This is a genomic window from Flavobacterium sp. RSSB_23 (assembly GCF_051547145.1).
Lineage (GTDB): Bacteria > Bacteroidota > Bacteroidia > Flavobacteriales > Flavobacteriaceae > Flavobacterium.
The window spans coordinates 404176-425632 of the sequence record NZ_JBPTTO010000002.1; the positions used below are offsets into that span (position 1 = coordinate 404176).

Genomic DNA, 21457 nt, shown 5'->3' on the forward strand with positions numbered 1-21457 from the left:
TCAAAAGTACATTAGAGACGGTTGTAATTTATATTGAATTTGGTTTTAAATCAAATCCATCACTAGAGAAGGGAAAAGTCCTAGCGCTATGTTTAATAACAATGAAACAATGGCCACAGCATAAATCAAGAATGGTTTTCCAGTTCTTGTTTCGTTTGGTTCTTTGCTGTACATCGCTAAAATTAATTTGAAGTAATACCCCACACTTATGATAGAGTTGATTACGGCAACAATTACGACAACTAAGTAACCAGCATCAATTGTTTGATTGAATAAAGCCAATTTAGCGAAAAAACCAGAAAAGATAGGAATTCCTGCCATAGACAATAATGAACCCGTTAAAACAGCTGCCAATAGCGGATTGGTTTTACCTAAACCTTGGAAATTGGTAATGTCTTCGTTGTTTTGGTTTTTGCATACGTAAAGTAGCACGCTAAAAGCACCAATACCTGCCAAAGAATAAGCAGTAGTATAGTACAATAAACTTCCAGCAGAAGTTCCTACGCTTAACAAAGTCATAATCATAAAACCAGCGTGTGATATACCTGAAAAGGCCAACATACGTTTTACATTGCTTTGTTTTAATGCCATTATGTTACCTACTGTCATTGAAGCAATAGAAATGATAACAATCACCAATTGGAAGTTATAATTTAAATCGGCATTCAAAGCCGTTAGCAATTTAAATAAAGTAGCCATTGCTACAACCTTAGCTAAGGTGCTCATAGTAGCAGTTGTCATAGATGGAGAACCTTCATAAACATCTGGTGCCCAAAAATGGAAAGGTACAGCTGCGATTTTAAATAACATACCAATGGTTAATAAAACAATACCTATAGGGAACCAAATTGGTAACTCTGCTGATTGAGACATTTGACTGATTTCGGAAATATCAAAACTTCCCATAGCTCCGTAAACAAGACAAATACCAAAAAGAATGATACCCGAAGCAAAAGAACCCATTAAAAAGTATTTCATACCAGCTTCATTACTTTTCACATTCATACGGTTACTCGCTGCAAGGATGTATAATGAAATAGATAAAACTTCAATTCCTAAAAAGAACATTGCTAAGTTTCCAAAAGAAACCATTGCAACAGCTCCAGATAATAAGAATATTTTTATGGCAATAAAATCAGATAATTTCGTCTGATGATTTTCGTAAAAATTATGGCTTAATGCGACTAAAAATATGGTAAGTACAATGAATAAACTCGAAAAAGTAACAGAGAAATTATTGACCGAAATCATGTTGTTGTAATAAGAAGCAGGTGCATTGTAATCGGCAACGGTTAAGCCAAGTACACCTAATAATCCAATGATGGTTACAGGAATAATTGCTTTTCTGAAATCAAGAATTTCAAATAAAAGGCATAAAACACCTAATCCTATTATAGCTATTAATGTATTCATTTTTTTATTTGACTAGTTAATTCGATTGATTTGATTTAAAATTTCTTCTAGACTTGGTGTGATTAAGTCTGTAATTGGTTTTGGATACAATCCAAAAAAGAGCAGTACAGCAACAATGCTTAGTAACGTTATGGTTTCGCTTAATGAAAGTGGATAAAATGTTTTTGTGTTTGTCTCACCAAGCATAACATATTGGAACATTTTAAGCATATAATAAGCTCCAAAAATTATGGTTGTACCACCTAATATTGCAAACCAAATGTTGATTTGAGATAAGCTATACAAAACTGTAAATTCCCCAACAAAGTTGAAAGTAGTTGGTAAAGCAACAGAGGCCAAAACTAAAATTAAAAACAAAGAGGTAAATTTTGGTGCTAATGCACGAATACCACCCATTTCTGAAATGGCTCTTGTTTCATATCTTCTGTAAATGATTTCAGCAGCAAAGAAAAGACCTACCACTACAAATCCGTGAGCAATCATTTGTAAGACAGCACCTCTAAATCCATCGATAGTTAAAGTGTAAGCACCAGCAGCGATTAACCCAACGTGAGCTAAGGAAGAGTAAGCCAATAATTTTTTTAAATCCTTTTGTCTTAGCGCTACAATTGAGCCATAAACAACACCAGCAATACCTATAGCGATAAAAATTGGCATATATTCTTTAGCTGCAATTCTAGATAATGGTAATTGCCAACGGAGTACGCTGTACAATCCCATTTTTAGCATAATACCTGAAAGTAACATGGTACCAACAGTTGGTGCTTTTTGGTACACATTGGCTTGCCAAGTATGAAAAGGAATTAAAGGTATTTTGATAGCATAAGCTCCGAAGAAAGCTAGGAAAATCCATTTTTGTTCAGAAGCAGTTAAGTTTAATTTATATAAATCTTCTAGTAAAAAGCTTCCCGCTTGTTGGTACATATAAACAAAGGCAACCAGCATAAACAAAGAACCTGCAAGTGTGTATATAAAGAATTTAACTACTGCTTTTTTGCGTTCCTCTGCATCACCATTACCCCAAACTAAAGCTATAAAGTAAATAGGTAATAAAGCTAATTCCCAGAAAATGTAGTACAAAAGACCGTCTGAGGCTAAAAACGTACCCACCATTGCAAAAGCCATAAACAAAACTAAGGCATAAAATGATTTGGCATTTTTTAGGTCATTTCCAAAAGAAGAATAAATAATTATAGGAGTTAATGCAGTAGTTAATAATAGCATAGCTAATGATAATCCATCTGCTTTTAGTGCAAAAACCACTTTAGGTTGATTAATCCAGTTCGCTATTAAACTAATGTTTTCACCGGCATTATACTGATTCAAAAGCACAATAGAGGCTCCAAATGTACCTAGTCCAAACAACAAGGCTACCTTTGAAGCGAGTTTGTCACCAGCCAAATAAGTGACTAAAGCGCCAATTAAAAGTAATAGTAATATAAGAGATACGTTCATAGTATGTGTGTATTATTGTGCTAAAAATAAAAAGGAAATAATCGCGCAAAGCCCTAAAACAAAAGCAAAAAGGTATAAACCTACACTTCCATTTTGTACTTTTCTTCCATAAAATCCTAATTCGTTAGTTACTTTTCCAAGACCAAAAACAAAGCTAGAAATACCTGTTTCAACATAATCTCTAAAGAAGCGAGACAAAGCGTTGGTTGTTTTTACAAAAAGCGTATCATACAACTCATCTACATAATATTTGTTGTATACGACTTTTGTAAACCCAGTGATTTCAGCATCTGCTGGCGGAACTGTATCATTTTTGATGTATTTGAAGTAAGCAATTGCAATACCTACAATTCCTCCAATTACTGCAATAGCCATTAAAGTATATTCTGTTGTACCCAAATGATGTTCAGCGGTTGCTAATTTAGGTAGTATTGGAATTAAATAATGGTTCAACCAGCTATTTCCAGGTAAGCTTATCAATCCACCAAAAGTCGCTAGAATAGCTAATATAATCAACGGAACAGTAATCAAGGCTGGACTTTCGTGTAAGTGATGTTTTTGTTCTTCGGTTCCTCTAAACTCCTTGAAGAAAGTTAAGAAAAGCAATCGGAACATATAAAAAGCAGTCATAATAGACGCCACAGAACCAATTACCCATAAAGGAATGTTGTGGTGAAAAGCAGTTAACAAAATCTCATCTTTAGAGAAAAAACCTGAAAACAAAGGAACACCTGAAATTGCTAGAGAAGATACCAACATCGTGATGAAAGTTACTGGCATAACTTTACGTAAACCACCCATATTGCGCATGTCTTGTTCGCCATGCAAAGCGTGAATTACAGAACCAGAACCTAAGAACAAACAAGCTTTGAAAAAGGCGTGAGTGATAACATGGAAAACGGCAACTTCATAAGCGCCTAATCCCAAAGCCAAGAACATTAATCCCAATTGAGAAACTGTAGAATATGCCAATACTTTTTTGATATCATTTTGTGCTAATCCAATAGTCGCTGCTACAAGAGAAGTTATAGCACCTACGATTGCAATGATGTTTTGAACATCTGGAGCTAAATCAAAGATGAAATTCAAACGAGTAATCATAAAGATACCAGCAGTTACCATCGTTGCAGCGTGAATCAAAGCCGAAACTGGCGTTGGTCCAGCCATCGCGTCAGGCAACCAAGTGTACAATGGAATTTGTGCCGATTTACCACAAGCTCCAATAAATAGAGCAAAAGCAGCTACTGCAACAGCATATAAGTTGATTTCTGAAGCACCAGAAATAATAGTTTTCAAAGAAGAGTAATCTAAAGTATTGAATTGTCTTCCTAAAATAAAGATTCCAATTAACAACCCTAAGTCACCAATTCTATTCATAATGAAAGCTTTTTTGGCTGCATCATTGTAGTCTTGGTTTTTATACCAAAAACCAATAAGTAAGTAAGAGCAAAGTCCAACGCCTTCCCATCCAATGAATAAAACCAATAAGTTACTTCCAATAACAAGAGTAATCATGAAAAACACAAACAGATTCAAATACGCAAAAAACTTGTGCATATTTTCATCATCGTGCATATAACTAATAGAATATAAGTGTATCAATGAACCAATACCCGTTACAAAAAGCAACCACAATACTGAAAGTTGGTCAATTAAAAAACCTAAATCGATTTTAAATGTTCCTATCTGAATCCAATCAAATAATGAAATTTGTATCGCTTCTTTTGATGAAGAGACTGTACTGAAGAAAAAGCAAGTAGCGATAAACGATACTAAAACGGTCAAAGTTCCAAGAGCTCCCGAAACTGTTTTTCCTAAATTTTTTCCAAAAAACACATTGATTAAAAAGCCTACTAAAGGAGCTAGAACTAAGACTAATGCTATGTTGGTATTCATTTCCATTTATCCTTTTAAGTTTTTTAAATTATCGATACTAATCGACCCTAGATTTCTAAAAATAGAAACTAAAATCGCAAGTCCAACAGCTACTTCTGCTGCCGCTACCGCCATTGAGAAAAACACAAAAACTTGTCCTTGCGCATCTTGGTGGTACGTTGAGAAAGCTACAAAAAGTAAATTCACGGCATTCAACATAATCTCAATCGACATGAAAACAATGATGGCATTTCGTCTGTATAAAACTCCAAATATGCCGATACAAAAAAGTATGACACTTAAAAAGATGTAGTTTTCGATACCAATCTGGTTTAAAATATTATTCATCTTACTTTTCTAATTTTTCTTTTTTAGACAATAGAACCGTTCCTATCATAGCTGTCAATAACAAAATAGAGGCGAATTCAAACGGAACCATATATTCGTTTAATAGAATTTTACCCAAAACATTGATGGATTGGTAATCTTCACCAGTAGCTACATATTCTCCAACGATTGGTTTTGAATTGGTAAAAATGGCAATCAATACCAAGCATACTAAACAAAACGAAACAATGGCACCTAAGCGCGTAATTCTTGGTTTATGTACTTCATCTTCCTTATTCAAATTCATTAACATGATGGTAAATAAGAACAAAATCATAATCGCACCAGAGTAAACAATGATATGAACTATGGCTAAAAATTGAGCATTCAATAATAAATAATGACCCGCAATCGAGAAGAAACAAATCACTAAGTAAATAGCACTGTGTATTGGATTTCGGCTAAAAACCGTTAGAAAGGCACTGGCCAATGTAATAAAGCCTAACAGGCAAAAAACGATGAGTACTGTAGACATTAGTTAGCGTTTTGAAGTTGAGTATTTTTAATCGCCATTTCTAAAGGCATTACCAATTTATCTTTTCCAAAAATAAAGTCTTCTCTGTCGTAATTAGCAGGAACTAATTCTTTTGAAAGGGTTAAATAAATAGCATCTTTAGGACAAGCCTCTTCGCACAAACCACAGAAAATACAACGCAACATATTGATTTCGTAGATTTCGGCATATTTTTCTTCGCGATACAAGTGTTTTTCATCAGGTTTGCGTTCTGCAGCTTTCATCGTGATGGCTTCAGCAGGACATGACAAAGCACATAATCCACAAGCAGTACAGTTTTCTCTACCTTGTTCATCTCTTTTCAACATGTGCTGTCCTCTGTAAACTGGACTCATAGTACGCACTTGTTCTGGGTAATGAATCGTGGCTTTCTTTTTAAAGAAGTGTTGGATTGTAATAATTAAACCTTTTACAATCGCCACAAGATACATACGCTCCAAAAAGGTCATCTCCTTATTGGAAACCATCTTTTTTCTACCCGATAATGATATAGTTTCTATTGACATTTTTTCTTTTTATTTAAAGCTAATCCTGCTATCCGCTATATCTTTTGTTTTTTAAAGAAAAAAACAAAAGGATGCCGCTACTATCAGGGCTAGGGCTCTTCGTAATTAAATTAGAATCCTAAATAAGCAGCAATATCTGCTCTCAAAATAACAATTCCAGTAATGATAATATTGATAATCGAAAGTGGAATCAAAATTCTCCAACCTAGATGCATCAATTGGTCGTATCTAAATCTTGGTATCGTCCATCTTACCCACATGTAGAAAAAGATGAATCCGAATATTTTTGCAAATAAAACAACTATTCCGATAATATTACCAATATTCACTCCCCAGTTTTCAACAGCATACGCCATTCCTGGATAATTGTAGCCACCAAAGAACAAAATAGACAAAATAGTCGATGAGATAAACATATTAGCATATTCAGCAAATAAGTAGAATCCCATTTTCATAGAAGAATATTCCGTGTGGTAACCACCAATCAATTCGCTCTCACATTCTGGTAAGTCAAATGGCGTACGATTACTTTCTGCAAAAGCACAAATCAAAAAGATTAAGAACGATAATGGTTGGTAAAACACATTCCAGTTCATTCCTGCTTGTTGCTCAGAGATTTCTCTAAGGCTCAAAGTTCCTGTCATCATCAATAAAGCAATCATGGATAATCCCATAGCAACTTCATAAGAAACCATTTGTGAGGCTGCACGAACAGCTCCCATCAATGAGAATTTATTATTAGAAGCCCATCCACCAATCATGATTCCGTATACTCCAATTGAAACTACTCCAAAAAAGTATAAAAGGCCAATATTGATATCTGTTGCTTGTAGTAAAATGTCTTTTCCAAAAAGATGCAAACGGTCGCCCCAAGGAATAACAGCACTTGTCATTAAGGCAGTTCCCATGGCAATACCAGGACCTACAAAAAACAAAAAGCGGTTTGGCGTGTTAGGTTCAAATTCTTCTTTAGCAAAAAGTTTCAAACCATCAGCCAAAGGTTGAAATAAACCACCCCATCCAGCTCTGTTGGGTCCAACACGGTCTTGTAAAAATGCTGCAACTTTACGTTCTGCCCATGTAGAATACATAGCCACAAGCATAGTAATTGCAAATACAACTACGATTACAACACTTTTTTCTATTATAAAAGTACTATCCATTTTTGTTCGAATCTATTAAGTTGCCATCAATTTTTTCATTGTAATCAATCTCAGCCATACTGATTTTTTTACGGTCTTGAGCTCTACCTAATAAGATGTTTTCTTCTGTATTGATGATTACTTTTTCGGTTTTAGTGTAATTGTTTTGGTTGATTACAGAGTCTTTTTCAAAAACTCTTGGTCCTTCAATTACCCAATCATTTACATCTTTCTTATCAAAACGACAAGTGTTGCAAATAAAGTCTTCTACTTCGTGGTACTCGTCTTTTCTTCCAGTCACACGTTGAATTTCCCCACCAAACATCCAAACGGTAGTTTTACCACAACATCCTGGAGTTGTACATTCGCGGTGTGCATTAAAAGGTTTGTTAAACCAAACTCTCGATTTGAAACGGAAGGTTTTGTCAGTCAATGCTCCAACAGGACATACATCAATCATGTTTCCTGAGAATTCATTGTCAATCGCTTTAGAAATACAAGTTGAGATATTAGCATGGTCACCTCTGTCTAATACACCGTGTACGCGATTGTCTGTTAGTTGGTCGGCAACTTGTACACATCTTTGGCACAAAATGCAACGATTCATATGTAGTTGAATATTTGGACCAATATTTTCAGGTTCAAATGTTCTTTTTTCTTCAATATAACGAGTTTGTGATTTCCCGTGTTCAAAGCTTAAGTTCTGTAAATCACATTCTCCTGCTTGGTCACATATTGGACAATCCAATGGGTGGTTGATGAGTAAAAACTCCGTTACCGCTTTTCTAGCTTCGGTAACTCTTTCAGAAGATTTGCTGTTTACTTCCATTCCGTCCATACAGCCTGTTACACAAGAGGCCATTAATTTTGGCATTGGTCTTGGGTCAGCTTCACTTCCTTTGGATACTTCAACTAAACAACAACGGCATTTACCACCGCTCCCTTTTAGTTTAGAATAATAACACATCGCTGGCGGAACTACATCTCCACCAATCATACGAGCGGCTTGAAGGATGGTTGTTCCTGGTTCTACTTCTATGGACTGACCGTCTATTGTTACTTTCATTTTTTTTGGTCTTAATGTCAAAAAAATACTTTTTTGATTTTTTAACTTTTAACTATAAGGTTACTTTACCAACTAAGTGCTTAACCTGTTCAAAAGGTTCTGCAACAAAATGATCTCTGTTTTTTATTTTTTCTGGGAAACGAATATGGTATTCAAATTCGTCTCTAAAATGGCGAATAGCAGCAGCTACTGGCCAAGAAGCCGCATCACCTAATGGACAAATGGTGTTTCCTTCGATTTTGCTCTGAATACTCAACAATAAATCAATATCTTCTTCGCGTCCGTGTCCGTTTTCGATACGGTGCAATACTTTTTCTAACCAACCCGTACCTTCACGGCAAGGTGTACATTGTCCACAACTTTCATGGTGGTAGAAACGAGAAAAATTCCAAGTATTTCTAACAATACAACTAGTGTCATTATATACGATGAATCCACCAGAACCTAACATAGAACCCGTAGCAAAACCACCATCGCTCAATGACTCATACGTCATCAATCGGTCTTCACCTGCAGCGGTTTTATAGATTAAGTTAGCTGGCAAAATTGGCACAGAGCTTCCTCCTGGTACAAATGCTTTCAAAGGACGGTCAGAGCTCATTCCTCCTAAATATTCATCAGAATTCATGAATTCGTATACGCTTAATCCTAGTTCTATTTCATAAACTCCTGGATTTTTGATATGTCCAGAAGCTGAGATTAGTTTTGTTCCTGTAGATCTTCCTACACCTATTTTAGCATAATCAGCTCCAGAATTGTTTACAATCCAAGGCACTGCAGCAATAGTTTCCACATTGTTAACTACGGTTGGATTAGCCCAAAGACCAGAAACCGCAGGGAAAGGTGGTTTGATACGTGGATTACCACGTTTTCCTTCTAAAGATTCAATAAGAGCAGTTTCTTCTCCACAAATATAAGCTCCACCACCACAGTGAACGTGTAGCTCTAAATCGTAGCCTGTTCCTAATATGTTTTTTCCTAACCATCCTGCTGCTTTTGCTTCAGCAATGGCTCTTTCTAAAATTTTGTAAACCCACATGTATTCTCCACGAATGTAGATGTAAGAACGATTAGCGCCTAGTGCATAACTAGCAGTAATCATCCCTTCAATTAACAAGTGAGGAATATATTCCATTAAGAAACGATCTTTGAAGGTTCCTGGCTCAGATTCGTCAGCATTACAAACTAAATGACGTGGTTTACCTGATTTTTTATCGATAAAACTCCACTTCATACCTGCTGGGAATCCCGCTCCACCACGGCCTCTAAGTCCAGAAGTTTTTACTTCTTCAACTACTTCGTCAGGTGTTAATGTTTTTAAAGCTTTCTCAACAGAAGCGTAGCCTCCATTCGCACGATAGACTTCGTAGGTTTTTATTCCTGGAATATTGATTTTGTCTAATAATATTTTTTGTGACATCTTATTTATCGTGTAATATTATTTTATTATCTCGGCAATCAGTAATGATTTGATCGATTTTTTCTTCAGTCAAATGTTCTTTGTAGAAGTCACCTAGTTGCATCATTGGCGCATAACCACAAGCTCCCAAACATTCTACACCTCTTACTTCAAACAATCCATCAGCAGTTGGTTCTCCAATTTTAACACCTAGTTTATCACAAGTGTAGTCCATTAAATTTTCTACACCATTCAAGCAACAAGGCGAAGTTTGGCAAAATTCAAACATGTATTTTCCAACAGGTCTTTGATTGAACATGGTGTAAAAAGTAACCACTTCATAGACTTCAATGGGTTTGATGTGAAGAATTTCAGCTACTTTATTTTGTAGTTCAATGCTTAACCAGTTGTCATGAGCATCTTGAACTTCATGCAAAACAGGCAATAGTGCTGATTTTCTTTTGTCTTCAGGATAATGACTGATTAGTTCATTGATGCGTTCCATCAATGCTTCAGTCATGTTTATTTCTTGATTGTAATGTTTTCTTTCCATTTTTATATTGTTTGCCGCAAAGGCTCAAAGTCACAAAGTTTTTTAAATATTAAATCTAAAAAAGCACTGCTTTAAAATCGTTAAGCATCTAATTCTCCTGCGATAACATTTAAACTTGATAATATTACTATCGCATCTGAAAGCATAGAGCCTTTAATCATTTCTGGATAGGCTTGATAATAAATAAAACAAGGCCTACGGAAATGCAAACGATACGGTGTTCTACTTCCGTCTGATACTAAATAGAATCCAATTTCTCCATTGGCTCCTTCTACCGGATGGTATACTTCTCCAACAGGAACTGGAACTTCACCCATAACAATCTTGAAATGATAAATCAAAGATTCCATAGTAGTGTACACATCTTCTTTTGGAGGCAAATAATATTCAGGAACATCAGCGTGGTATTCATTACCAGCTGGCATTTTAGCTAAGGCTTGTTTGATGATGCTTAAACTTTCCCAAACTTCTGCATTACGTACACAAAAACGGTCGTAAGTATCACCTGATTTTCCTACTGGTACAATAAAGTCAAAGTCTTCATAAGAACTATAAGGTTGAGCCACACGAACATCATAATCAACACCTGCGGCACGTAAATTAGGACCTGTAAAGCCATAAGCCAAAGCTTTTTCGGCAGTAATTCCTCCAACATTTACGGTTCTATCTATAAAGATTCTATTTCTTTCGAATAAGTTTTCAAATTCTTTCCAAGCTACTGGAAATTCTTCTAAGAATACATCTAATTTACGGAAAGCTTCTGGTGACCAATCCCTTTCGAAACCGCCAATTCTTCCCATATTGGTAGTTAAACGTGCACCACAAATTTCTTCGTAGATTTCGTATATTTTTTCACGGAATTGAAATACATACAAGAAACCTGTATAGGCTCCAGTATCAACTCCTAAAATCGAGTTACAAATTAAGTGGTCGGCAATACGCGCCAATTCCATTACAATAACTCTTAAGTATTGTGCTCTTTTGGGTACTTCAACACCTAATAATTTTTCTAATGTCATCCACCATCCTAAATTATTGATAGGAGACGAGCAATAGTTCATACGGTCTGTAAGTGGCGTAATTTGATAAAACGGACGATTTTCGGCTATTTTTTCGAATGCTCTATGGATGTATCCAATGGTTGGTTCAGCTTCTAATATCTTTTCTCCATCCATCAATAAGATGTTTTGAAAAATACCGTGAGTAGCTGGGTGAGTAGGGCCTAAATTCAGAATCGAAAGTTCACTTCCGTCTTCATTATGACGCTCTTTGATGATTTTAGCATAGCGATGCTCTGGTGGTAATAATAGTTCTGACATTTATCTAATGTGAAAAATTATAAGTTCTTTTTTTAGCAATTCGAAGGTGTTCTTCCGAAGAATCGGTCATCTTTGTCTGTTCTTCCACTGTCTTCCATTGGGAATTCTTTACGCATTGGGAAAGAAACCATTTCGTCCATATTCAAAATTCGTTTCAATTGTGGATGACCGATGAAGTTGATTCCAAAGAAATCATAGGTTTCACGTTCCATCCAATTGGCACAAAGAAAAATATTAGCAATAGATTTTACTTCTGGTTGTGAACCGTTCAAAAAGGTTTTGATTCGGATGCGCTTGTTTTCGTACCAATTGTGCATGTGATATACTACAGCAAATTGTCTTTCTTCCTCATTGTCTGGGTAATGTACTCCACATAAATCAGTTAAGAAATGAAAACGTAGGCTTGGGTCATTTTTTAAGAAAAGAATTACAGCAGTAATTACATCAGCTGAAACTTCAAATGAAAAAATGTCTCTATCTTGATTGAATTGAAAAACAGCGGTTCCAAAAGTGGCTACTAATTTTTCTTGTATTTCGGTTGTTTCTAATGCCATCTTTTATTTGATATTATAAGAAGCTAATAATTCTTGGTATTCTGGGGAGCTTCTTCTTCTAACCGATTCGTTTTTTACGATTTCTTGTAGTTTCATAACACCCTCAACTATTTGTTCTGGTCTTGGAGGACATCCTGGAACGTAAACATCAACTGGGATTACTTTGTCAATTCCTTGAAGTACTGAGTACGTGTCGAAGATTCCGCCCGAAGAGGCACAAGCACCAACAGCAATAACCCATCTTGGTTCAGACATTTGTTCGTATACTTGACGTAAAATTGGGCCCATTTTTTTTGAAATAGTTCCCATTACCATCAACATATCTGCTTGTCTTGGAGAAAAACTTACTCTTTCAGAGCCAAAACGTGCTAAGTCATAATGAGAAGCCATGGTAGCCATAAATTCGATACCACAACAAGAAGTAGCAAACGGTAAAGGCCATAATGAATTGGCTCTTGCTAATCCCACAACATCATTCAATTTGGTTGCAAAAAAACCTTCACCAACAACTCCTTCTGGAGGAGCGACCATTTTTGTGTTAGAATCTGTCATAATTGATATAGTATTCAATTTCTATTATTTATTCCCACTCAAGGGCTTTCTTTTTGATAATATAGAAAAAACCAACTAGTAACAAAAGCATAAAAATAATCATTTTTATCATACCTTCGATACCTAACTCCTTGAAATTGATGGCCCAAGGATATAAAAAGATAACCTCGACATCAAATAAAACGAATAGAATGGCCACCAAAAAGTATTTCACAGAGAAAGGAATTCTGGCATTTCCTACGGATTCAATTCCGCATTCGAAGTTTTTATCTTTGTTTTCAGAATTTCTTTTTGGACCTAATTTCCCAGAAATAAAGATGATTCCTGCTACAAATCCAACTGCTAGAAGCAATTGCATTAAAATTGGAATAAAGTTGATTTGTTCGGTTTGCATAGTAGTTTTTTTTCTTGCTTAAACGAGCCACAAAGATAGGTTGCAAGGATTTAAAACACAAGTTAAATGCCTGAATTCACTTCTAAACGTTTGTTAATCCATCCTAATTTTTAATGATTATAAATAAAAATTAGAATTATTTCTTAATTTTAGTATAAGGCAAAAAAAAACGCTTCGATAAATTTCGAAGCGTTTTGCCATTCTGCAAAAAATACTGTAATATTTTTATGCTTAAAGTACTACAACTTGAGCAGCAACTTTACCTTTTCTTCCTTCTTCTTCTTCATAGCTCACTCGGTCTCCTTCGCGTAATTCTTCCGCTTTGATTCCTGATGCATGAACAAAAATGTCTTTTCCTGTTTCTTCGTCTGTGATGAATCCGTAACCTTTAGATTCATTGAAAAATTTAACTGTACCTGTACGCATTGTAATAATAATAATAATTTATAATGTGACAAATGTAATCTTTAATACAATACAAAAATGATTCGTGTCATACTTTTTTTTCAAAAATATTGATATACAGACTATTCAGGGATTATTTTGAATTTAATTGAATGTGTAATTCGTTTAATTGAGAATCATCAATTGTTGATGGTGCGTCAATCATTACGTCTCTACCAGAATTGTTTTTTGGGAAAGCAATAAAATCACGAATGGTTTCTTGTCCTCCTAAAATAGCTACTAATCTATCCAATCCAAAAGCTAAACCGCCATGAGGAGGTGCTCCAAATTGAAACGCATCCATTAAGAATCCGAATTGTGCTTTGGCTTCTTCTTCTGTGAAACCTAAGTATTTGAACATTAATTGTTGTGTTGCTTTATCGTGAATACGAATAGAGCCCCCTCCAATTTCGTTACCGTTCAAGACCATATCATAAGCATTGGCTCTTACTTTTCCAGGATTGGTTTCAAGCAAATGCAAGTCCTCTGGTTTTGGCGAGGTAAATGGATGATGCATGGCATGATAGCGTCCGCTTTCTTCATCAAATTCTAATAAAGGAAAATCAACCACCCAAAGAGGAGCAAACTCAGCTGGATTTCTTAAGCCTAATCTTGTTGCCAATTCCATACGTAAGGCTGAAAGTTGCGCTCTTGTTTTGTCGGCAGGACCAGACAATACAAATATCATGTCTCCAGGTTTTGCACCTGTAGTTTTTGCCCAATTGCTTAAATCCTCTTGGTCGTAAAATTTATCTACAGATGATTTAAAGGTTCCGTCTTCGTTGCATTTTACATAGACCATTCCGCTTGCGCCAACTTGTGGACGTTTTACCCAATCAATCAATGCGTCAATTTCTTTACGAGTATAGTTTCCTGCACCCGGAACAGCAATGCCTACTACTAATTCAGCAGCATTGAAAACAGGGAATTCTTTGTGTTGTGCAAAAGCATTCAATTCGCCAAACTCCATTCCAAAGCGAATGTCTGGTTTGTCGTTTCCGTAGGTTTTCATAGCATGCTCGTAAGTCATTCTTGGGAATTTGTCTACTTCGATGCCTTTTAATTCTTTTAATAAATGACGAGTAAGTCCTTCAAAAATATTTAAAATGTCTTCTTGTTCTACAAATGCCATTTCACAATCGATTTGTGTGAACTCAGGTTGTCTATCGGCACGTAAATCTTCGTCACGGAAACATTTTACTATCTGAAAGTATTTATCCATTCCACCCACCATCAATAATTGTTTGAAGGTTTGTGGAGATTGTGGTAAAGCATAAAATTGTCCTTCATTCATTCGAGAAGGAACTACGAAATCTCTAGCGCCTTCTGGAGTAGATTTTATTAAATAAGGAGTTTCAACTTCGCAAAAATCTAAATCAGAAAGGTATTTGCGCACTTCCATTGCCACTTTATGACGGAAAAGCAAACTATTTTTTACTGGATTTCTTCGAATATCCAAGTAGCGGTATTTCATTCGAATGTCTTCGCCACCATCTGTTTCATCTTCTATAGTAAATGGAGGAGTTAAAGCCGCATTCAAAATTGTTAATTCTGTTACTAAAATTTCAATGGCTCCAGTTGGAATATTGTTGTTTTTGGCTTCGCGTTCAATCACGGTTCCTTTCACCTGAATTACAAATTCTCTTCCTAAGGTTTTGGCTAATTCAAATACCGTTTTGTCAGTACGACTTTCGTCAAAAATCAATTGTGTAATTCCGTAGCGGTCTCTTAGGTCGACCCAATTCATGAATCCTTTATCACGAGATTTTTGTACCCATCCCGCTAGCGTTACTTCTTGATTAATATGTGAGGCGTTTAATTCGCCACAATTATGACTTCTATACATGTTCCAAATTTTAGACTGCAAAAGTAAACACAAAAATTAAATTAACGCTAAAAGTTTGCAACATCCTTTTTCATTTTTAAAAATATGTTAATTTTTTATTTTACTTGATTTTTACTCCTATGTTTGATGAGCATTAACACAAAAAATAACTATATGAAAAAACTATGTATTGTGGCTCTTTTGGCTTTGGGAATACACGGAAGTCAGGCACAAAAAAAAGAAGCTTTTACCCTTCAAGCCGAAATTGCAAATCGAAACAGTGATACGATTCGAATTTTAAATAGAACCAATGGGAAAGAACTTTTGAAAATTGGTGTTGATAAGAAAGGCCTTTTTAAAGGAAGTGCTCCAGTTGAAAAAGGTTTCTATATGTTGTATGATGGAAAGGAATACACACAATTGTATTTGAAAAACAATTTCAACTTGAAATTAAAAATGGATGCCAAACAATTTGATGAATCAATTGTTTACACAGGAGTGGGGGCAGTGGAGAATAATTTCTTGGCTCAAAACGCTGTTTCAGAATCTAAATTTGATTACAATTCACTTTTAGCAGCCAGCGAAGCAGACTTTGTAAAGCGTATCGAGGAGAAAAAAGCTGCCGATTTGGCTAGTTTAGAAGGTAAAAAATTAGATGCAGAATTTGTTGCACTCCAAAAACAAAGTATCGAAATGAATTTGGGTTCCTTAAAACAGTACCATCAACAAATAGTGGAGAGTAATAAAATGAATGGTAGTGTTTCCCCAACTTTTGAATATGACAATTATAAAGGTGGAAAAACAAAGCTAGAGGATTTTAGAGGAAAGTACGTTTATATTGATGTTTGGGCTACTTGGTGCGGACCTTGTCGTCAGGAAATTCCATTTTTGAAAAAAACAGAAGAAAAATACCACGGTAAAAATATCGTATTCTTAAGTATGTCCATTGATAAAGTAAAAGATGTTGAAAAATGGAGAACAATGGTGAAAGAAAAAGAATTGGGTGGTGTTCAGGTTTTTGCTGATAATGATTGGAATTCTAAGTTTGTACAGGAATATAAAATTACTGGAATTCCAAGATTTATTTTGGTTGACCCAAATGGTAATATCGTAAAAGCTGATGCGCCAAGACCTTCTTCTGCAGAATTACCTAAATTATTGGATTCTTTATTGAATTAATTAATTTTTACACATAATAACATAAAAATCAGTCTTTTACGGCTGATTTTTTTTGTTTTTCAACTTTTCCAATGTTAAGTTTTCACTCTATGTTACGAAATTGTTACCAAAAAGTTTTTTTAATGTAAAGTATTCTCTAATTTTGATAAGAGTAAGATATAAATCATTAAAAACTAACGATATGAAAAGATATTTAATAGCAGTAGCATTGGTGTTCTCTGGAATGATATATGCGCAAGATTCTAAACCTGTTTTAGAACCTTTTGGAAAAAAAGTAAAAGCTACCTATTTCTATGATAACGGACAAGTGCAACAAGAAGGTTATTTTGAAAATGGTAAGTTAGAAGGATATTGGGTTTCTTATAATGAAGATGGAACCAAAAATGCCTCTGGATTTTATAAAGAAGGAGCCAAAGTTGGTAAATGGTTCTTTTGGAAAGATGTAAATTTGAGCGAAGTTGATTATTCTAATAATGCTATCGCAATGGTTAAAACTTGGAAACAAGAAGCTATTGCAGTGAAAAATTAATTTCTTTTTTTTAGTTAATTAAAAAGGCCGTCTAAATCAAATTAGACGGCCTTTTTGTTAAACAAAACAAATATTCAAAAATTATAGGGTATGCTTTGGATTGAAACCATCTTCACTTAATTCTTTATGGTCATAATCTGCAATCATTTCAGCTTCATAATCCATTTTGTCTCCTTTAGAGAATTTGGCAATGATTTTTTCCATAATCTCATAGATTACGGGAACAATAATTAAGGTTAGGAATAATGACGAAATTAATCCACCAATAATTACCCAAGCCAAGCCATTTTTCCATTCAGCACCTGCTCCAGAAGCCAATGCAATTGGGAACATACCAAAAACCATTGCAATAGTAGTCATCAAAATTGGACGCAAACGAGCGTGATTCGCTTGGATTAATGCTTTACGGATGGTTTCTCCAGCGGCTCTTCTTTGATTGGTGTAGTCTACAAGCATAATCGCATTTTTACAAACCAGACCAATAAGCATGATAATTCCTAAAATGGTAAATATGTTTAAAGAGTTGTTTGTAAGCGCCAATGCAAGTAATGCACCAATAAATGATAATGGAATAGCAAAAAGAACGACAAATGGGTGAACAAAACTATCATATAGACCAACCATTACAAGATAAACAAGAATAATTGCTGCTAAAAGTGCTATTCCCAAAGTACCAAAACCTTCGCTTTGGTTTTCTTGGTCTCCACCCCAAATGTAGTCTACACCAGTTGGTTTAGGCAATTTGTCTAATCTTGCTTGCCATTGATTAACAATGGTTCCTGCTGGTACACCAACATTTTGACCTTGTACCGTTACAGATGCAGTTTTGTCACGTCTTTCTAATTTACTTGGTCCAGAACCTTCAGTAATTGTAGCAAATTGAGACAGCTTTATTTGTTGTCCAGCATTGTTTACAAATATCAAATTACTAACATCAGTACTGTTTTTTCTGTCAAAAGCATTGTACTTTATGTTGATGTCATATTCGTATTCACCAGCTCTAAATTTACCGTCGGTATTACCGCTGTATGCCGTTTGCATTGTCATACCCACCGTTTGAAGTGTAAGTCCAAGTGCAGCCATTTTATCGCGATCCACCTTAACGTTAATTTCAGGGTTTCCGTCTTCTACGGTTAATTTAATTTCTGTTGTACCCGGTATTTTGCGTAATTCGGCTTCAGCTAATTTGGCAAATTTCATTGCACTTTCTACATTTGGTCCAGTAACAATCAATCCCAATTTTGCATCTTCGGCTGTACCTAAAATACCAACAGGAACGGTTTTTACTTTTGATCCAACCAATACTTTTTCAAGCTTTCTTTTAATTTTTGCAGCATATACTGTAGCATCATCTGTACGATCTTTTTGTTCGATCATTTTTACGTTGATTTCAGCTTTGTATGCTGTTGATTGTGCAGCACCCATACCTTCACTAGTTTGTCCTACTGTGGTAATTTGGCTAAAGACATAAGGCTCTTTCTTCAAATAAGCTTCTGCTTTTTGAGTCATAAAATTAGTTTGTTCTAAAGAAGCATCTTTTGGCATCTCAATTTGAACTAAAAACTCACCACTATCCGAAGAAGCAAAGAATTCACCACCAATGAATCCAAGTGGTAGTAAGGCAATTGATGAAAAGAACAAAACGAGTACTATACCAATAGTTTTTATGTAATGGTCTAAACACCATTCTAAAATTACAGTTACCCAATTTGTAAAACGAGTTAACATATTTTCAAAACCAAGAATGATTCTTCCAAATGCATTTTTTCCTTCAATGTGTTCTAGTTTTCCAAAACGAGAAGATAACCAAGGAATAATAGTAAATGAGGCCAACAATGAAAGTAATGTTGAAATTACTACTGTCATACAAAATTGTGTAATGATATTGGATACCAAACCTGTACTCATGGCGATTGGTAAAAACACAACCACAATAACTAAGGTAATAGAAGTTACAGTGCCACCAATTTCGGCTGTACCATCGTAGGCTGCACGTACTTTATTCTTACCCATTTCCATGTGCCTATAGATGTTTTCGAGGACCACAATAGCATCATCCACAAGGATACCAACTACTAACGATAATCCTAACAAACTCATTAAGTTTAAAGTATAGCCTAAAAGGAAGATTCCAATAAATGTGGCGATTAAAGAAGCAGGAATCGAAACCATTACAATCAAAGAATTTCGAACACTGTGCAAGAAAAACAACATTACTAAAGCTACTAATATTACAGCTATTAATAAATCGTGTACTACAGAGTCTGCAGCTTCAAGCGTAAATACAGTACTGTCTTTTGCTACTTCTAATTTTAGCTCATTGCCTACATAGTCTTTTTCTAATTTGGCTATGGTTTTAATTAAAAGCTCACTAACAGCAACTGCGTTGGCATCGGATTGTTTTACAATTTGAAGTACAATTGCACTTTTTTGATTTACACGAGCAATTTTCTCGGCTATTTTTTGTGTGTCTTGAACATCTGCAATATCATTCAAACGAATTTGAATGCCGTTTTGTGAAGCAACCACAAGGTTTCTAAGTTCTTCGACATTTTTGTATTTACCCGCTAAACGGATTAGAATTTTTTGCTCTCTAGTTTGTATGTTTCCTGTAGGGAAGTCTAGGTTTGAGCTCAAGATTGCTTGTTGAATTTGAGGAACAGAGAGTCCGTAACCTTGAATTTTAGTAGCATCAAGATTTACTTGTATTTCACGTTCTTGGCCTCCAATGATGTTTACTTGTGCTACACCTTGAACACGAGATAATATTGGTGCAATTTTTTTATCGATTAAGTCGTAAAAGGCAGCCTCATCCATTTTTCCATTAGCACCAATCGTCATAATTGGTAAGTCACTAAGTGAGAATTTGGTCAATGATGGTGGGTCTGCATCGTCTGGTAAATCACTCAAAATTGCATTGATTTTTCGTTGGGCATCATTCATAGAGATGTCCACATCCGCATTTGACGTAAGTGTAATAGATACGATGGAAAGACTTTCGTAGGATTTTGAGTCAATCTTTTTGATGTTCTCTAGCGAAGCAATTGCGTCTTCGATTTTCTTTGTTACCGTATTTTCAATTTCGCTAGGAGAAGCTCCTGGATATACAGTCGAAACTGTGATTACGTTGGTTTCAAATTTTGGGATTAATTCATAGCCCAATTGGCTGTAACTGAAGATCCCTCCTAATAATAGGATTGTAAACAATACAATCACTAATGAGGGACGTTTTATGGATATTTCTGCTAATTTCATAGTTGTCTAGGTACTAGTTACAATCAATTATTTTATTATTTCTACCGTATTTCCGTCTTGCAAGTTGATTTGCCCTGTAACGATTACGGTTTCACCAGTTGTTAATCCGTTTAAGATTTCAACTTTATCTCCTAGTATGCGTCCAGCAGTTACATTTTTTAGTTTTGCAAAACCGTTTTCAACAACAAATACTTGGTTACTGCTAACACTTCCTACGAATGCAGCTCTAGGTACAATTGTCATGGTTTGTTTTTGTTGAGCTGATTTGAAAATTGCAGTTCCATACATCCCAGCTTTAATGTCATTATTAGCATTGTTTGAAATTTCTATTTCAATAGGGAAGTTCAAATTGCTATCTGCTTTTGCTGCAATAAAAGTAATACGACCGCTAAATTCTTTGTCAGGATAAACACTTGTTTTTACGCTGATAGTGTTTCCGGTTTTTAAACTTGCTACTTGAGCTTCACTAACAGTAACTTTAAGTTTTAGTTTGCTTACATTCACAATATCGAACAAAGCTGTTGCAGGCATTGCAGATAAGATTGATCCTGGTTCAATGTATTTTTTATTGATTATACCATTTATTGGTGCTTTTATACGAGTATCTCCAACAGTTATTTTTGCTTGTTTGTAATTGGCCTCAGCATTGGTTAATCCTAGTTTTGCTTGATCCAATTGTTGTTTGGTTACCCCACCAGTTTTGAATGCATTTTCAAATCGGTTATAGTCTGATTTGGCATTTATATATGCAGCCTCTGCAGCTTGTGCGTTTACATTAATAGCATCACCACGCATTATTGCTAAGGTTTGTCCAACACTTACTCGGTCTCCTTCTTTCGCAAGTACGCTAGTTATTTTTCCAGAACGTTCTGCAGAAAAAGTTAACTCTTGTGTAGGCTCAAAGTTACCATTAGCAACAAAGTCTAGTGATACTTCTTCTGTTTTTACTGGGGCTACTTTTACAGAAACACTGGCGTTTTTTTCTGCAACAATTGCAATTTTTGCTTCGTTTTCTTTTTTATTTTTTGATAAGATAAAACCAATTAAGGCTAGCGCTCCTACGATTATTATGATGGTAATACTATTCTTTTTCATG

Annotated in this window: 20 protein-coding genes; 2 read left to right on the top strand and 18 right to left on the bottom strand. The window is 35.2% G+C overall.

The genetic code is table 11. The annotated features are described in order from the left end of the window. Positions 1 to 45: 45 nt before the first annotated feature. The 16 genes from ACSVH9_RS05190 to aspS all read right to left on the bottom strand — a co-directional run bounded on the left by ACSVH9_RS05190 (position 46) and on the right by aspS (position 15419). Positions 46 to 1413, bottom strand: coding sequence for an NADH-quinone oxidoreductase subunit N (locus ACSVH9_RS05190; RefSeq protein ID WP_438062783.1), 1368 nt, complete (start codon positions 1411 to 1413; stop codon positions 46 to 48). Between the two features lie 12 nt (positions 1414 to 1425). After that, on the bottom strand, positions 1426 to 2868 hold the full coding sequence (locus ACSVH9_RS05195) for a complex I subunit 4 family protein (RefSeq protein ID WP_438062784.1): 1443 nt from the start codon (positions 2866 to 2868) through the stop codon (positions 1426 to 1428). A gap of 12 nt (positions 2869 to 2880) precedes the next feature. After that, entirely contained in the window at positions 2881 to 4764 is a 1884-nt protein-coding gene (gene nuoL, locus ACSVH9_RS05200) for an NADH-quinone oxidoreductase subunit L (RefSeq protein ID WP_438062785.1), read from the bottom strand. A 6-nt stretch (positions 4765 to 4770) separates the two neighbouring features. Then, complete coding sequence (nuoK, locus tag ACSVH9_RS05205) at positions 4771 to 5091, bottom strand: NADH-quinone oxidoreductase subunit NuoK (protein WP_064715342.1); 321 nt, start codon at positions 5089 to 5091, stop codon at positions 4771 to 4773. Position 5092: 1 nt separating this feature from the next. Continuing rightward, a complete protein-coding gene (locus ACSVH9_RS05210; protein WP_159688408.1) occupies positions 5093 to 5605 on the bottom strand; it encodes an NADH-quinone oxidoreductase subunit J family protein in 513 nt (170 codons plus the stop codon). Continuing rightward, positions 5605 to 6150 (bottom strand): NuoI/complex I 23 kDa subunit family protein, encoded by a 546-nt coding sequence (locus ACSVH9_RS05215; RefSeq protein WP_298298607.1) that lies wholly within the window; start codon positions 6148 to 6150, stop codon positions 5605 to 5607. Before ACSVH9_RS05215 ends, ACSVH9_RS05210 begins: the two co-directional genes overlap by 1 nt. Before the next feature lie 110 nt (positions 6151 to 6260). Beyond that, positions 6261 to 7313, bottom strand: coding sequence for a complex I subunit 1/NuoH family protein (gene nuoH / locus ACSVH9_RS05220; RefSeq protein WP_438062786.1), 1053 nt, complete (start codon positions 7311 to 7313; stop codon positions 6261 to 6263). Beyond that, on the bottom strand, positions 7306 to 8358 hold the full coding sequence (locus ACSVH9_RS05225) for a 2Fe-2S iron-sulfur cluster-binding protein (protein WP_298298603.1): 1053 nt from the start codon (positions 8356 to 8358) through the stop codon (positions 7306 to 7308). Before ACSVH9_RS05225 ends, nuoH begins: the two co-directional genes overlap by 8 nt. A 52-nt stretch (positions 8359 to 8410) precedes the next feature. Next, positions 8411 to 9778, bottom strand: a complete 1368-nt coding sequence (nuoF, locus tag ACSVH9_RS05230) for an NADH-quinone oxidoreductase subunit NuoF (RefSeq protein WP_438062787.1) — start codon at positions 9776 to 9778, stop codon at positions 8411 to 8413. 1 nt (position 9779) lies between these two features. Beyond that, positions 9780 to 10310: a complex I 24 kDa subunit family protein gene (locus ACSVH9_RS05235; RefSeq protein ID WP_438062788.1), complete on the bottom strand. Its 531-nt coding sequence runs from the start codon at positions 10308 to 10310 to the stop codon at positions 9780 to 9782. An 80-nt stretch (positions 10311 to 10390) separates the two neighbouring features. Further along, the gene (locus ACSVH9_RS05240; protein WP_438062789.1) at positions 10391 to 11629 is read right to left on the bottom strand and encodes an NADH-quinone oxidoreductase subunit D; all 1239 of its coding nucleotides are present in this window, start codon (positions 11627 to 11629) and stop codon (positions 10391 to 10393) included. A 32-nt stretch (positions 11630 to 11661) separates the two neighbouring features. After that, positions 11662 to 12183 carry an NADH-quinone oxidoreductase subunit C gene (locus ACSVH9_RS05245; RefSeq protein ID WP_315142751.1) on the bottom strand — a complete coding sequence of 174 codons (522 nt, stop codon included), beginning with the start codon at positions 12181 to 12183 and terminating at the stop codon, positions 11662 to 11664. Positions 12184 to 12186: 3 nt separating this feature from the next. Then, positions 12187 to 12735, bottom strand: a complete 549-nt coding sequence (locus ACSVH9_RS05250) for an NADH-quinone oxidoreductase subunit B (protein WP_159691073.1) — start codon at positions 12733 to 12735, stop codon at positions 12187 to 12189. A gap of 28 nt (positions 12736 to 12763) precedes the next feature. Then, on the bottom strand, positions 12764 to 13129 hold the full coding sequence (locus ACSVH9_RS05255; protein WP_438062790.1) for an NADH-quinone oxidoreductase subunit A: 366 nt from the start codon (positions 13127 to 13129) through the stop codon (positions 12764 to 12766). A 231-nt stretch (positions 13130 to 13360) separates the two neighbouring features. Next, positions 13361 to 13555 carry a cold-shock protein gene (locus ACSVH9_RS05260; protein ID WP_024979890.1) on the bottom strand — a complete coding sequence of 65 codons (195 nt, stop codon included), beginning with the start codon at positions 13553 to 13555 and terminating at the stop codon, positions 13361 to 13363. A gap of 112 nt (positions 13556 to 13667) precedes the next feature. Further along, positions 13668 to 15419, bottom strand: a complete 1752-nt coding sequence (aspS, locus tag ACSVH9_RS05265) for an aspartate--tRNA ligase (RefSeq protein WP_438062791.1) — start codon at positions 15417 to 15419, stop codon at positions 13668 to 13670. 153 nt (positions 15420 to 15572) lie between these two features. Here aspS and ACSVH9_RS05270 point away from each other — a divergent pair, with 153 nt between their 5' ends. Beyond that, complete coding sequence (locus ACSVH9_RS05270; protein WP_438062792.1) at positions 15573 to 16577, top strand: TlpA family protein disulfide reductase; 1005 nt, start codon at positions 15573 to 15575, stop codon at positions 16575 to 16577. A 181-nt stretch (positions 16578 to 16758) separates the two neighbouring features. Next, on the top strand, positions 16759 to 17106 hold the full coding sequence (locus tag ACSVH9_RS05275; protein ID WP_315142759.1) for a membrane-binding protein: 348 nt from the start codon (positions 16759 to 16761) through the stop codon (positions 17104 to 17106). An 81-nt stretch (positions 17107 to 17187) separates the two neighbouring features. Here the strand turns inward: ACSVH9_RS05275 and ACSVH9_RS05280 are convergent, their stop codons facing one another. Together ACSVH9_RS05280 and ACSVH9_RS05285 are read right to left on the bottom strand one after the other, a co-directional pair. Next, positions 17188 to 20361: an efflux RND transporter permease subunit gene (locus ACSVH9_RS05280; protein WP_438062793.1), complete on the bottom strand. Its 3174-nt coding sequence runs from the start codon at positions 20359 to 20361 to the stop codon at positions 17188 to 17190. A 27-nt stretch (positions 20362 to 20388) separates the two neighbouring features. After that, positions 20389 to 21456, bottom strand: a complete 1068-nt coding sequence (locus ACSVH9_RS05285; protein WP_159688367.1) for an efflux RND transporter periplasmic adaptor subunit — start codon at positions 21454 to 21456, stop codon at positions 20389 to 20391. Position 21457: the final 1 nt, after the last annotated feature.